Genomic DNA, 13,946 nt, shown 5'->3' with positions numbered 1-13,946 from the left:
CGACTTCTTCTGCCGCCGTGAGGCAGAAAAACTGCGACCCCGCCCCTAGAGCTGGTCCAGGCTGGTGTCGTGGAAGGCCGCCTGTTTCCTCATCCAGTCGGTGAAGGCCCTGGCGCTGGGCGACAGCGGCCGGTCCTTCGGGTGCACCACATGATAGGCGAAACCGACGACCGCCCCGCCGTCGTGGAAGGGCGCGACCAGCCGCCCGGCCGCCAGATCCGCCTGGGCCAGGGTGCGCTTGGCCAGGGCGACGCCGCGGCCCGCGACCGCCGCCTCGATCAGCATGGCGGACTGGTTGAAGCGCGAGCCCCGTCGCGCGTCGGCATGCCGAACACCGCGCGCCATCAGCCACATCGGCCAGTCGGGTCGCCCGGGGTCCCCGTCCCCCGACATGTCGTGCAGCAGCACATGATGGACCAGGTCCGCCGGGCTGCGGATCGCATTCAGCGACTGCATCAACGACGGCGCACAGACCGGCAGGACGCTCTCGATCAGCAGCCGTTCGCTCGCATGCCCCGGGTAGTGGCCGGGACCATAACGGATCGCCAGATCGACCTGGCCCTGATCGAAGGCGACCGGCTCCATGTCCGCCGACACCCAGACCTCGATCTCGGGATGGAGGGCGTGGAAGTCGTCCATGCGGGGCATCAGCCATTTGGACGCAAACGACGGCGCGACGCTGATCGAGACCTGGCGACGACGGGGCGGCTCCCGCATGAGGGCCGAGACGTCGCGCAGCCGGTCCAGCCCCTCGGCCACCAGCGGCGCCGACGACCGGCCCAGGTCGGTCAGCTGCAACCCCCTGGCCTCGCGCTTGAACAGCGGGGCGCGAATGATCTCCTCGAGCTGCCGGATCTGCTGGCTGACGGCGCCGGGGGTCACCGCCAGCTCCTCCGCCGCGCGCGAGAAGCTCAGGTGCCTTGCGGCGCTCTCAAAGACGCGCAGGGCGTTCAGGGGCAAAAGGGTTCGGGCCATCGCTGATAGAAAACCTAATAGGACGACAAAGACAATATCGTTTGTTGGTCATCGTCGCCGGACCTAGGGCTGGGACAGAAGCTCGGCCGTCAGAGCGCCGTGAAATGATCCGATGCGCGTTTTCCTCGCCTCCATTCCCTTGCCGGGAACCTCCATCGTCGTGATTGGCGCGGGCGACGCCGCCGCCGCCAAGGCGCGCCTGTTCGACGGGTCCGGGGCGAAACTGCGCTGGTTCGCAGGACCGGCCGCCGAGCCTGACGAGGCGTGGATCACGCGCTGGCCTGAGGCGGAAGATCTCTGCGGCGCCAGGCTGGTCTTCATCGCCCTCCCCGACCCGACCCAGTCGGCCTTCTTCGCCGGACTGGGTCGGACGTCCGGCGCCCAGGTCAATGTCGTCGATCAACCTGGGTTGAGCGATTTCCACACCCCCGCCCTGATAGACCGGGACGGGGTGGTGGTCGGGATCGCCACCGGGGGTGTCGCACCGGTCCTGGCCCGCGAGGTGCGCGCGCGGGTCGAGGCGGCCCTGCCCCAGGGGCTGGACCGCCTCGCCCGCCTTGCCGAAGGCCTGCGCGAGACGGTGATGGCGACCCTGCCTGACTTCATGGCCCGGCGTCGGTTCTGGGAGGCCGCATTCCGCGGCGCGCCCCGGGATCTGGCCGTCGAAGGTCGAACGGCGGAGGCGCGTCGCGAGATGCTGCGGCTGCTGAACCGTCCCGAACAGCCGAAGGGCGTCGTGCATCTGGTCGGGGCCGGACCGGGCGATCCCGAACTGCTGACGCTCAAGGCGCTGCGCGCGCTTCAGGACGCCGACCTCATCATCCATGACCGGCTGGCGCCGCCCGCCGTCCTGGACCGCGCGCGCCGCGACGCGCGCCGGATCTACGTCGGCAAGAGACGCGGCGAGCACTCCGTTCCGCAGGAGCAGATCGCTGAACTGATGATCGCGGAGGCGAAGGCCGGGCACCGTGTGGTCCGCCTGAAGGGCGGCGACCCCTTCGTGTTCGGCCGCGGCGGCGAGGAGCTGGAGGCCGTGCGGGCCGCCGGAATCGACGTCATCGTCGTGCCCGGCATAACCGCCGCCCTGGGATGCGCGGCGGCGGCGGGCATTCCGCTGACTCATCGCGACCAGGCGCAGGCCGTGAGTTTTGTGACCGCCGAGACCCGGCCCGGCGGGGCCGGGCCCGACTGGACCTCCCTCGCGGTCCCCAACCACACGCTCGCCGTCTATATGGGCGTCGCGGGCGCGGCGGCGGTGCAGGCGGGTCTGATCGCGGCTGGCCGGGCGCCGGACACGCCGGTCGCGGTGATCGAGAACGGATCCCGTCCCGATCAGCGCGTCCTGACAGGCCGACTCGACGGTCTCGCCCGTCTGGTGGCCCGCGAGAAGGTCATCAGCCCGGCGCTGCTGATCGTCGGCGAGGTCGCGGCCTGGGCCCGATCGAGCGCAACAGAACAGGAGGTCGCGGCATGAAGATCGTGACCGCCAACCGCCTGTCAGACGGCCGGGTGATCTACGCCGACGCGTCGGGAGACCCTGTAGGCACGCTCGACCAGGCGGGCCGGTTCGACGGCGACGCCGCCGATCTCGCCCTGTCACAGGCAGCGCTCCGACCCGCCACCTTCGTCAACCCCTACCTGGTCGAGGTCGACGACGGCCGTCCCTCGGGCCGCGACCGGTTCAAGGAGCAGATCCGCTCGCAGGGCCCCACCGTCGGCAACAGTCTGGAGCGGCTCTGATGTACCGGTACGACGAGTTCGACACAGCCGTGGTCCGCGAGCGGATCGAAGAGTTCCGCGACCAGGTTTCGCGCCGGGTGTCGGGCGGCCTGACTGAGGACGAGTTCAAGCCGTTGCGCCTGATGAACGGCGTCTATCTGCAGCTCCACGCCTATATGCTGCGCGTCGCGGTGCCCTACGGGACCATGAACAGCGGCCAGATGCGACGCCTGGCCCGCATCGCGCGCGTCTACGACAAGGGCTACGGCCATTTCACGACCCGCACCAACATCCAGTACAATTGGCCGGCGCTCAGTGACGTCCCCGCGATCCTGTCGGAGCTGGCCGAGGTCGAGATGCACGCCATCCAGACGTCGGGGAACTGCATCCGCAACGTGACGACGGACGTGTTTGCCGGTTGCGCGGACGACGAGATCGAGGATCCCCGCCCGTGGTGCGAGATCCTGCGCCAGTGGTCGACCATCCACCCCGAATTCTCGTTCCTCCCACGCAAGTTCAAGATCGCGGTGATCGCGGCGCCGAAGGACCGGGCCGCCATGCGCACCCACGACGTCGGCCTGCAGCTGGCCCGGGGCGAGGATGGAGCGGCGGCCTTCCGGGTCTTCGTCGGCGGCGGCCAGGGACGGATCCCCCACATCGCGCAGGAGATCGCGCCGGCGGTGCCGGCCCGCGACCTGCTGGCCTATCTGACCGCCATTCTCCGCGCCTGGAACCTGCTGGGTCGCCGTGACAACATCCACAAGGCGCGGATCAAGATCCTGGTGGCCTCGCTCGGCATCGACGCCTTCCGCGAGGAGGTCGAGCGCCACTTCGCCACCCTGAGGCGCGAGGACCTGCGGATCCCCGACGAGGAGGTCGCCCGCATCCGCGCCTATTTCGCCCCGCCGCCATTCGCCGACCTGCCGAGGACCAGCGGGGCCTTCGACCGGGCGAGTCTCGCCGATCCCGACTTCGCCCGTTTCGCGCGCAACAATGTCCGACGCCATCGCCAGCCGGGCTATGCGACCCTCATCATCTCACTGAAGCCGCAGGGCGGGGTTCCGGGCGACATCACAGCCGACCAGATGGACCTGGTCGCGGATCTCGCCGAGCGCTTTTCCTTCGACGAGGTGCGGGCGGCCTACGAGCAGAACCTGGTCCTGCCCCATGTCCGTCTGGACGACACGCCGGAGATCTGGCGGCGGCTGGCCGAAGCCGGTCTGGCGACCCCGAACGCGGACCTGGTGACGGACATCATCGCCTGCCCCGGGCTGGACTATTGCAGCCTGGCCAATGCCCGGTCGATCCCGGTCGCCCAGGCCCTGTCCGAACAGCTCGCCGACCTCGACTATCAGGAACGGCTGGGTCCAATCCGGGTCAATATGAGCGGCTGCATCAACGCCTGCGGCCACCACCATGTCGGCCACATCGGCGTGCTCGGCGTCGACCGGAAGGGCGAGGAATACTACCAGATCACCATCGGCGGTTCGGCGGACGAGCAGGCGGCGCTGGGCGAGATCGTCGGCCGGAGCCTGGCCGCCGACGAGGTCGCGCCGGCGGTCGGACGGGCTCTGGATCGCTATCTCGAGGTGCGGCGCGAGGGCGAGACCTTCCTGCAGACCGTTCGTCGCCTGGGCGCTGATCCGTTCCGCGACGCCATCTATGGGGCGTTCAATGCAGTGGCTTGATACGGCGCCCGAGGGCGCGCGGCTGCCCGTGACGACTCCGTTGGAAGAGGTCGAGGCGGCGGCGCGGGACGCCGGGGTTCTGGTTCTGGAATTCGACGCCTTTCGCGATGGGCGAGGCTTCTCCCTCGCGGCGGTCCTGCGCGAGCGCGGCTATCGCGGACGATTGATCGCAGAGGGGCGGCTCATTCCCGACCAGGCTCGTCACCTGCGCCGCTCCGGCTTCGACGGCGTGGTGCTGGGCCCCGGCGCCGACATCGAGGCGTGGAGGCGGATGGATGCCGCCTTCAGCGCGACCTACCAGCTCGCAGAGGACGACGCGGCGCCGATCTGGCGGCACCGGACCCTCGCACGGGAGACGCCCGAGGCCGTGGTCAAGCGGCTCAATCGCGACACGCAGGACGGCAACGCGGAGGATATTCTTTGCGCGGCGCTGGATCCGTCGCTCGGGTTGAGGCCCGCGATCCTGTCGTCGTTCGGCGCCGAGGCCGGCGTGTTGCTGTCGCTGGCCGCTCGCATCGATCCGTCGATTCCGGTCATCTTCCTCGATACCGGCATGCATTTCCTGCAGACCCCGGCCTACAGAAAGGCCCTGTCAGAGCGTCTGGGCCTGACCGACGTCCGGCTGGTGACGCCCGACGCGGGCGAGCGCTGCGACCTCGACCCTGACGAAGACCTGTGGCGCGCCGACCCCGACGCCTGCTGCGATCTGCGCAAGGTGCGTCCGCTCGAGCGGGCTCTGGCCGGCATCGACGCCGTGATCACCGGCCGCAAGCGACACCAGACCCTGGACCGGCGTGACCTGCGGCCGTTCGAACTCTTCCAGGGTCGCATCCGGGTCAATCCGCTGCACGACTGGTCGGAGGAACAGGTCGAGGCCTGGTTCGACGCCGAGGACCTGCCGAGGCATCCGCTCTTCGACCAGGGCTACCGGTCGATCGGTTGCTGGCCCTGCACCACAGTCGTCAAGGCCGGCGAGGACGGCCGCCTCGGCCGCTGGTCCGGAGCCGCCAAGACCGAATGCGGTATACATCTGGGTCGCCGCACGATGGCCGTCGGCTGATCCTTCCCGCCTCCCCCGTTTCCAGAGAGACCCGCTTGACGCTTCGACGTTCCGTAATCGACCTGATCGGCCAGACCCCGCTTCTGCGCCTGAACCGCCTCTCGGATGCGACGGGGTGCGAAATCCTGGGCAAGGCGGAGTTCCTGAATCCCGGCCAGTCGATCAAGGACCGCGCCGCCCTGTCCATCATCCAGCGCGCACGAGCGTCCGGCGAACTGCGTCCGGGCGGGACCATTGTCGAGGGCACCGCCGGCAACACCGGGATCGGTCTGAGCCTCGTCGGAGCCGCCCTCGATCACCCGGTCGTGGTCGTCATGCCCCGCACCCAGTCGGAGGAAAAAAAGCTGGCGCTGCGGGCGCTCGGGGCCTGGCTGGTCGAGGTGGATGCAGCGCCCTTCTCGAGCCCCGGCCATTTCGTCCATCACTCGGCGCGTCTGGCGCGTGAACTCGACGCCGAACGGCCCAACGGCGCCTTCTGGGCCAACCAGTTCGACAACCTCTCCAACCGCCTCTCCCACTACGAAGGGACCGGGCCGGAGATCTGGGAGGAGACCCAGGGTCGCATCGACGGTTTCGTCAGCGTCGTCGGGTCCGGCGGCACCCTGGCGGGGGTGGGCGGCTTCCTTAAGGAACGCAATCCGGGCATCCAGACCGCCCTCGCCGACCCGGCCGGCGCCTCGCTCTACAGCTGGTTCACCCGCGGCGAGATGAAGTCCGAAGGGTCCTCGATCACCGAGGGTATCGGGTTAGGCCGGATCACCGGCAACCTCGAAGGCTTCACGCCGGACCACGCGTTCCGCGTCGAGGACGCCGAGTTCCTGCCGGTCCTCTTCGATCTGGTTCGGGAGGAAGGCCTCTCGCTGGGGGGATCGAGCGGGGTCAACCTTGTCGGCGCGGTGCGGCTGGCCCGGGAACTCGGCCCTGGCAAGACCATCGTCACCCTGCTGTGCGACCCCGGCACGCGATACGCCTCGCGTCTGTTCAACGTCGAGTATCTGTCGGCGCGCGGCCTGCCCGTGCCGGACTGGCTGACGCCAGGCTGATGGAAGAGTTCCTGCTGTTCGCAGCCGTCGGCTTCGCGGCCCAGATCGTTGACGGGGCGCTCGGCATGGCGTTCGGCGTCATTTCCTCGACCCTGCTGCTCAGCCTGGGCACGCCGCCGGCCATCGCCTCGGCCAGCGTGCACGCGGCCAAGGTATTCACCGGAACCGCGTCCGGCCTGTCCCATCTCGCCCATGGCAATATCCGCTGGTCGCTGTTCTGGCCCCTCGCCGTCGGAGGCATGATCGGCGGCGTGGTCGGCGGCGTCTTCCTGACGTCGGTCGACGGCGCCCTGATCAAGCCCTGGGTGCTGGGATGGCTCGCGCTGATGGGGGTGATCATCCTGGTGCGCGCCACCCGGGAGATCCGGCTTCGACATGCGCCGATCAAGGGCGCCGTTCCACTCGGCCTGGTGGGCGGCTTTCTGGACGCGCTCGGCGGCGGAGGCTGGGGGCCGACAGTGACGACCACCCTGGTGAGCGTCGGCGAACCGCCGCGTCAGGCCGTCGGCACAGGCAACGCCGCCGAGGCCGTGGTCGCAGCGGCCGTCTCGACCACCTTCCTCGTCGCCCTGGTCACGGGGCATTGGGAGGACATCGACGGGCTGAGACAGTACGGGACCTCGGTCGCCGGCCTGATCGTCGGCGGCGTCATCGCCGCGCCCTTGGCCGCCCTCATCTCCCGCGTCCTGCCTGTGCGGCCCTTCGCCTGGTTGATCGGCCTGCTGATCCTGGTGCTCGCGGGCGTCCAGCTGGTGGGGCCTCTGCTCAGCCGCTGAGCCTCGTCGGGGGAGCAGGACCGACAGCGACCCGAGCCGTCACATCCAGCTGTGGAGCCTCAACAGGTTGTCCTGAGCCAGGCGTGGACATCCACCAGAAGCCGTCCCCCACTCCAGCTCGACTCATCAGTCGCCCCCGTCCCGATCCGGTTCCGACAGGCCGAGATCACCCTCGTCGAACAGGTGGAATTCGTGCCAGACGCCATTCAGCACGCCGAAAGCGACGGCCAGTCCGACGCCGAGTATCCAGGCGAAATACCACATGGTGTCTGTCCTTCAGCGATCAGTAGAGGTCGGGGTTGGTGTTGAACTCGGTCGAGCTGCTCCGCCCCCACAGCACCCGGTAGACCCAGGCCGTGTAGAGCAGGATCAGGGGCAGGAAGACGAGGGTCACGCCCAGCATGATGAACAGCGTCAGATGGGTTGAGGACGCGTTCCAGACGGTCAGGCTTGAGCCGGGATCGATCGAACTGGGCAGGATGAAGGGGAACATCGACAGGCCGACGGTCGAGATGATGCCGACTGTTCCCAGAGACGAGCCGCCGAAGGCCAGCGGCTCGGACCGCCGCCAGAGGCCCGCGAGCGCCACAACCGTCCCCAGAAGACCGAGCATGGGCGCAGCGATCGTCCAAGGCGCGGCCGTGTAGTTGTCGAGCCAGGCGCCCGGCGCGGCCACGACCGCAGTGCGCAGCGGATTGGACATGCCCGAGGGATCGATCAGGCCCACGATGCGGAAGCCCAGGTCACCGAAGGCGACGAACAGGCCGCCACCGACGAACAGGACCAGACTTGCCACGCCGGCGATCGTGCCGAACACTCGGGCCCGCGCCTGAACGGGCCCCCGCTCCGCCTTGAGGCCTAGCCAGGCCGCGCCGTGAAGCACGAGCATGGCGACCGAGAGCAGGCCGCACAGCAGGCTGAACGGCGTGAACAGCCCCAGCAGACTGCCCTCGTAGAAGGACCGCAGATCGCCATCCAGGCGGAAGGGCGCGCCCAGGAGGACGTTGCCGACCGCGACGCCGAAGACCAGCGCCGGCACGAACCCGCCGACGAACAGCGCCCAGTCCCAGAATGCGCGCCAGCGTCTGTCGGGGCGCTTGGAGCGATATTTGAACGCGACCGGCCGCAGGATCAGCGCCGACAGCACCAGGAACATGGCCAGATAGAAGCCCGAGAAGCTGACGGCATAGACGAAGGGCCAGGCGGCGAAGATCGCGCCGCCGCCCAGGATGAACCACACCTGGTTGCCTTCCCAGGTCGCGCCGACGGTGTTGATCACCATGCGGCGCTCCTCGTCCGTCTTCGCCACGAACGGCAGCAGGGCGCCGACGCCCAGGTCGAACCCGTCGGTCAGGGCGAAGGCGATCAGCAGCACGCCCATGAGGCCCCACCAGATCAGGCGGAGGCTGGCGTAGTCGAGGGGCAGTTCCATCTCGGATATCCTTGGGATTCGATAGTCAGGCGACGGTGGGCGCAGGCGTCGGAGCAGGACGGTCCGGTCCGTCGGTCGGGTCTGGCGTCGCAGGTGCGACGTCCAGACCGAACAGGTCGATCTCGGCGAACGGCCCCTTCTTGATCGTCTTCAGGATCAGCCCGACCTCGACCACCGCCAGCGCGCCGTAGAGAACGGTGAAGCCGATGATGGTGGCCCACAGTTGAGGCACGCTGAGGCTGGAGGCTCCCAGGAAGGTCGGCAGCACCCCCTCGACGGCCCAGGGCTGTCGTCCGACCTCGGCAAGAATCCAGCCCAGTTCGGTCGATATCCACGGCAACGGGATGGCCAGTACGGCCAGCCACAGGAACCAGCGCGTCTCATGCTTGCGCAGGGTGCAGAGCACAAAGGCGGTGGCGAACAGACCGATCATCAGGAACCCGATCCCGGCCATGATCCGGAACGACCAGAACATCACCGGCACATTGGGCACTGTGCTCCAGGCGGCGAGGACCACCTGATCCGGCGTGGCGTCACGGGGGTCGGCGACATAGCGTTTCAGCAGCAGCGAATAGCCGAGGTCGCGGCGGTTGAGTTCGAAGTCGCCACGCGCGCCGACGTCGGTCGGGTCGGCCTTGATCCGCTCCAGGGCGTCATAGGCCAGGACACCGGATTCGATGCGGGTCTGGGCGATCGCGACCAGTTCGAGAATGCCTTCAACCGGCGTGTCGATGCTGCGGGTGGAGATGAGGCCGAGCACATAGGGAATCTTGACCTCATAGTGGGTCTCGCGGTCTTCGAGGCTGGGAATGCCGAAGGCGGTCAGGCCGGCGGGCGCCGGCTCGGTGCGCCACATGGCCTCAAGGGCCGCCAGCTTCATTTTCTGGTTGTCGGTCAGGGCATAGCCGCTCTCGTCTCCCAGAACGACGACCGAGAGAGAGGCCGCCAGGCCGAAGGCCGCCGCGACGGTCATCGAGCGTTTGGCGAATCCCCTGTGGCGACCCTTCAGCAGGTAGAAGGCCGATATGCCCAGGACGAAGACCGCAGCGATGACGTAGCCGGCGCTGACCGTGTGAACGAACTTGGCCTGGGCCACCGGGTTGAACAGCACGGCCATGAAGTCCGAGACCTCCATCCGCATCGTGTCGGGATTGAAGGTCGCGCCGACGGGGTTCTGCATCCAGCCATTGGCGATCAGGATCCACAGCGCCGACAGATTGGTGCCCAGCGCCACCATGAAAGTGACGAACAGGTGCCCGACCCGGCTGAGCTTGTCCCAGCCGAAGAACATCAGCCCGACGAAGGTCGCTTCCAGGAAGAAGGCCATCAGACCCTCGATGGCCAGCGGCGCTCCGAAGATGTCGCCGACGTAGTGGGAGAAGTAGGACCAGTTCATCCCGAACTGGAATTCCATGGTGATCCCGGTCGCCACGCCCAGCGCGAAATTGATCCCGAACAACAGACCCCAGAACCGGGTGATGCTCCGCCAGATCGGTCGGCGGGTCATCACATAGATGCTCTCCATGATGACCAGCATGAACGACAGGCCGATCGTCAGCGGCACGAACAGGAAGTGATACAGAGCCGTCAACGCGAACTGCAGCCGCGAAAGGTCAACGACCGCAAGGTCAATCATGGGGCAGGCTCCGCAGCGCCGGCCCGATGGCCGACAAACCTTCGCCTACGACCGTATGCGATGCTCCGCCTTGATTTCGATCAAGGCCCGAGCCTGCGCCGGCGTCTAGGGCGGACCCATGACGGCCGACGCCCTTCCAACACTTGCTCCCGGTTCCTGGCTCAAGGCCGCGGGCCGGCCCCATCGTCGGCTGCTGGGTCTGTCAGCGGCTCTGGTCGTCGGCGACGTCGCGCCGGCGATCGGTTTCGCGGCCGGCCTCGGCCTGGCCATCGGCGCCCTTGAGCATTCGGTCGCCGAGGCCGCCCCCTGGCTGGTTCTGGCCGCCGCGAGTCTGGTGCTGCGAGGCTGGATGGGTCAGGCCGCGACCTTCGTTTCCGCCAAGGCCGCGGCGGCGGTCAAGGGCGAGGTCCGGCAGGGGATCGTCGCCGATCTGTTCGCCGGTCGGCGATCTGCCGCCGCCGCCCTGACCGCGGTTGTCGAGGCGGTCGAAACCCTGGACGGTCATGTCGCCCGCTTTGCCCCCGTTCGCCTGGCCGCGACCGTTTCGCCCGTGATCGTGATCGCGGTGTGCGCCCTGGCCAGCCCGGTCGTTGCCGGCATCCTTCTGCTGACCCTGGTCCCCTTCGTGGTCGGCATGGCCCTGGCCGGTGGCGCGGCGGCGGCCGAGAGCCGGCGGCAGTTCCAGGCGCTTGAACGGCTGTCCGGGATGTTTCTGGACCGCGTCCGCGCCCTTCCCACCCTTCTCTCCTTCCAGGCCGAGGCGCGCACCACGCGCGAGATCGCCGGCGCGGCCGACGAGCTGGAGCGCCGCACGGGTCGGGTGCTCAAGGTGGCGTTCGTCTCGTCGGCCGTGCTGGAGTTTTTCTCGGCCCTCTCGGTCGCGCTGGTCGCGGTCTACTGCGGCTTCAACCTGTTGCGCATCCTGCCGTTTCCCGTGCCCGAGACGCTGGACCTGGGCCGCGCCTTCTTCGTGCTGGCCATGGCGCCCGAGGTCTATGCCCCCATGCGCCGTCTGGCCGCAGCCTATCACGAGAAACAGGCCGCCGAAGCCGCCGTGCCGTCGATGGCCGGGCCGGAGCCGGGTCGACCCGGCATTGCCCCGCCGTCCCGCCGGTGGTCGAGCGCCCCGGAACTCGACTTCCGATCGGTCACGATCCGCTACGGCGACGGCGCGCCGGCGATCACCGATTTCGACCTCCATGTCCCGACCGGAGCGATCGTGGCCCTGGTCGGCCACAGCGGCTCGGGCAAGACCAGCCTGCTGCATCTGCTGCTGGGCCTGGCGCCGCTGTCATCGGGCGAAGTCCGGGTCGGCGGTCACGGCCTGTCGCACGCGGGCGCGTTCGCCGGAGCCGTCGGCTGGGCCAGCCAGAACCCGGTCGTGGCCCCCGGAGCCCTCTTCGACAACATCGCTCTGGCGAGGCCGGGTGCGAGCGTAGAGGAGATCCGCGACGCCGCCGCCCGCGCGGGTCTCCAGGGTGATCTGGGCCGCATCCTCGACGAACGCGGCGGCGGGCTCTCGGGCGGCGAGCGCCGACGTCTGGGCCTCGCCAGGGCTCTGCTGTCGCCGTCACGCCTGCTGTTGCTGGACGAACCGACCGCCAATCTCGACCCGGCGTCCGAGACGGCCGTGCTGGAGGTGATCCGCGCGGCGGCGGAAGGCCGCACCACCCTGATCGCGACCCATTCACAGGCCGTCATGGCCCTGGCCGACCGGGTGGTGCGGCTGTGAAACCGACGACCGCGCACACGGAAGACCCGACCCTCGACGCCCTGCTGGCCGAGCAACGCCGCGCCCAGGGCGGACGGTTGCGGCTTGCCGCCCTGTCCGCCGCCCTCGTCTCCGGCGCCTCGGTGGCGCTGCTGGGTCTGTCCGGCTGGTTCATCACCGGGGCGGCGATCGCCGGAGCCGGCGGCTTCGCGGTCGTCCAGGCGTTCAACTATCTGCTCCCGGCCGCCGTGATCCGGATGCTGGCCATCGTGCGGACGGGCTCGCGCTACGTCGAACGGGTCAGCGGCCACGCCGCGGCTCTCAAGGCCCTGGCCCGTCTGCGGCCGCTGTTGTTCGCGCGACTGGCGGCGGCCGCGCCCCGTCAGGCGTTCAGCCTCTCCAGCGGCGAAGCGTCAGCGCGGATGATCCAGGACGTCGATGCGATCCAGACCGTGTTCGTGCGCCTGAGCGGGCCCTGGGGCGCCGGCGCCGGCGCTCTGGCCGCGATCGGCCTGGCGCTGTTGGCCGGTCCCCTGCCCGCTCTCGTCCTGGCCGCTGGCATCGCCATCACCATCTTCGGAGGCCTTCTGATCGGCCGGCGCGTCGCGGACCCCGCGGGACGGCGGGTGCAGGTCGCCATGGGCCTGTTCAAGGACCGGCTTTCGGCCTTGCAGGCCGCGGCTCCCGAGCTGCGAGCCTATGGCCTGGAGAGTTGGGCCGCCGACCAGGTGGGTCAGGCGGCGCGGACCCTGGATCGTCGCCGGGTCGCGGACGCCGTGGCCGGCGGATGGATCCCGGTGTTCCAGGCCGCGGTCCTGGCCGTGACCGTAATCGGGGTCATTGCGACATCCGCCCCGGCGTCCCTGCCGCTCGTCGCCCTCGCGGCGCTGGCGTCCGTGACGGGACTTGAGGCCGCCGCCGCCCTCACCGGAGGTCTGCGCCAGAATGGCGCGGCCCAGGAGGCGCTGGCACGGCTGGCTGAGGTTCTGGATGACCCGGCCAGGCCCGTCATCCGGCGACGCGCACCTTCGATGGCCGGCGACGCCATCATCATCCGCTCTGCGGCGTTGGAGATCGTGCCGCCCTTCCGTCTGGGCGTGATCGGTCCCTCCGGCTCCGGCAAGACGCGGTTGATCGAAACCATGATGGGGCTACGCGCCTCTCTCGCCGACCAGTTGCGACTGGGCGGCCTGCCTCTCGAGGACGCCGCTCTGGACGACGTTCGGGCGCGTTTCGCCTATGCGTCGCAGGACGTCCGGCTGCTGGCAGGGTCGATCGCGGACAATCTCCGTCTTGCCAATCCAGCCGCTTCGACCGACGACCTCTGGGCTGTCCTGAGCGACGCATGCCTCGCCGACCGGGTCGCGGCGCTTCCGGCCGGTCTCGACACGGTTCTGAGCGAGAACGGCGACCGGCTGTCCGGCGGCGAGCGCCGGCGCCTGGGACTGGCGCGCGCCTATCTGCGCGACGCGCCCTGGCTGGTGCTCGACGAACCGACCGAAGGCCTCGACGCCGCGACCGAAACCCGGGTGCTGAACGGTCTCACGCATCACCTTTCGACCCGCCGCCAGGGCCTGATCCTGGTCAGCCACCGATCGGCGCCCACGGCCCTGTGCGACCAGATCGTCGACGTCTCGGTCACGCTCTCGCCAGGTGGAATTCCGCTCGGGGATCGCGACGTCAGGGCCGCCGCTTGACCTGGGTCAAGGACGCCGACCCGGGGCACTGGTCAAATGAGACCTGGTCGCCGGAGTAGTGTCATGCGAGTCCCCACGATTATCGGTCTTCTGCTGGTTGGGGCGTGTTCGCCGCTTCCCGGGCCCCGGGTCGCGTCGCCGCCGAGCGCGCCACGCGCTTCAAACACCCAAGACAGCCCTGCCGTCTCGTCCCTGTCGACGGCCCTGGA

Annotated in this window: 12 protein-coding genes; 8 read left to right on the top strand and 4 right to left on the bottom strand. The window is 69.1% G+C overall.

Going from position 1 to position 13,946, the window contains the following annotated elements; translation table 11 throughout:
* Positions 1-45: 45 nt before the first annotated feature.
* Positions 46-975, bottom strand: coding sequence for a transcriptional regulator GcvA (gene gcvA, locus ACP7AU_RS00515; RefSeq protein ID WP_426050190.1), 930 nt, complete (start codon positions 973-975; stop codon positions 46-48).
* Positions 976-1,087: 112 nt separating this feature from the next.
* Here gcvA and cysG point away from each other — a divergent pair, with 112 nt between their 5' ends.
* From cysG to ACP7AU_RS00485, 6 genes are read left to right on the top strand one after another with little or no spacing between them, the layout of a single operon-like run.
* Entirely contained in the window at positions 1,088-2,449 is a 1,362-nt protein-coding gene (gene cysG, locus ACP7AU_RS00510; protein WP_426050189.1) for a siroheme synthase CysG, read from the top strand.
* On the top strand, positions 2,446-2,715 hold the full coding sequence (locus ACP7AU_RS00505) for a DUF2849 domain-containing protein (protein ID WP_426035129.1): 270 nt from the start codon (positions 2,446-2,448) through the stop codon (positions 2,713-2,715). The genes cysG and ACP7AU_RS00505 overlap by 4 nt, the downstream gene beginning before the upstream one ends.
* Entirely contained in the window at positions 2,715-4,382 is a 1,668-nt protein-coding gene (locus tag ACP7AU_RS00500; protein ID WP_426035127.1) for a nitrite/sulfite reductase, read from the top strand. The genes ACP7AU_RS00505 and ACP7AU_RS00500 overlap by 1 nt, the downstream gene beginning before the upstream one ends.
* Positions 4,369-5,442, top strand: a complete 1,074-nt coding sequence (locus ACP7AU_RS00495) for a phosphoadenylyl-sulfate reductase (protein WP_426050188.1) — start codon at positions 4,369-4,371, stop codon at positions 5,440-5,442. The genes ACP7AU_RS00500 and ACP7AU_RS00495 overlap by 14 nt, the downstream gene beginning before the upstream one ends.
* 35 nt (positions 5,443-5,477) lie before the next feature.
* Complete coding sequence (locus ACP7AU_RS00490) at positions 5,478-6,485, top strand: cysteine synthase A (RefSeq protein ID WP_426050187.1); 1,008 nt, start codon at positions 5,478-5,480, stop codon at positions 6,483-6,485.
* Positions 6,485-7,261, top strand: a complete 777-nt coding sequence (locus tag ACP7AU_RS00485) for a sulfite exporter TauE/SafE family protein (RefSeq protein WP_426035122.1) — start codon at positions 6,485-6,487, stop codon at positions 7,259-7,261. The genes ACP7AU_RS00490 and ACP7AU_RS00485 overlap by 1 nt, the downstream gene beginning before the upstream one ends.
* Positions 7,262-7,387: 126 nt before the next feature.
* On the opposite strand, the gene cydX is transcribed toward ACP7AU_RS00485, so the two are convergent.
* Genes cydX through ACP7AU_RS00470 form a run of 3 tightly spaced genes read right to left on the bottom strand, consistent with a single transcriptional unit; the run spans position 7,388 to position 10,326 of the window.
* Entirely contained in the window at positions 7,388-7,525 is a 138-nt protein-coding gene (gene cydX, locus ACP7AU_RS00480) for a cytochrome bd-I oxidase subunit CydX (RefSeq protein ID WP_426050186.1), read from the bottom strand.
* A 19-nt stretch (positions 7,526-7,544) separates the two neighbouring features.
* Complete coding sequence (gene cydB / locus ACP7AU_RS00475; RefSeq protein WP_426050185.1) at positions 7,545-8,693, bottom strand: cytochrome d ubiquinol oxidase subunit II; 1,149 nt, start codon at positions 8,691-8,693, stop codon at positions 7,545-7,547.
* Between the two features lie 25 nt (positions 8,694-8,718).
* Positions 8,719-10,326, bottom strand: coding sequence for a cytochrome ubiquinol oxidase subunit I (locus ACP7AU_RS00470; RefSeq protein ID WP_426036041.1), 1,608 nt, complete (start codon positions 10,324-10,326; stop codon positions 8,719-8,721).
* Between the two features lie 121 nt (positions 10,327-10,447).
* Here ACP7AU_RS00470 and cydD point away from each other — a divergent pair, with 121 nt between their 5' ends.
* Together cydD and ACP7AU_RS00460 are read left to right on the top strand one after the other, a co-directional pair.
* Positions 10,448-12,061 (top strand): thiol reductant ABC exporter subunit CydD, encoded by a 1,614-nt coding sequence (gene cydD, locus ACP7AU_RS00465; RefSeq protein WP_426050184.1) that lies wholly within the window; start codon positions 10,448-10,450, stop codon positions 12,059-12,061.
* Positions 12,058-13,737: an amino acid ABC transporter ATP-binding/permease protein gene (locus tag ACP7AU_RS00460; protein WP_426035114.1), complete on the top strand. Its 1,680-nt coding sequence runs from the start codon at positions 12,058-12,060 to the stop codon at positions 13,735-13,737. Before cydD ends, ACP7AU_RS00460 begins: the two co-directional genes overlap by 4 nt.
* Positions 13,738-13,946: the final 209 nt, after the last annotated feature.

The sequence above is a fragment of the Brevundimonas sp. SL161 genome, from assembly GCF_049896985.1.
Lineage (GTDB): Bacteria > Pseudomonadota > Alphaproteobacteria > Caulobacterales > Caulobacteraceae > Brevundimonas.
This window is presented reverse-complemented; position numbering and strand designations above follow the sequence as displayed.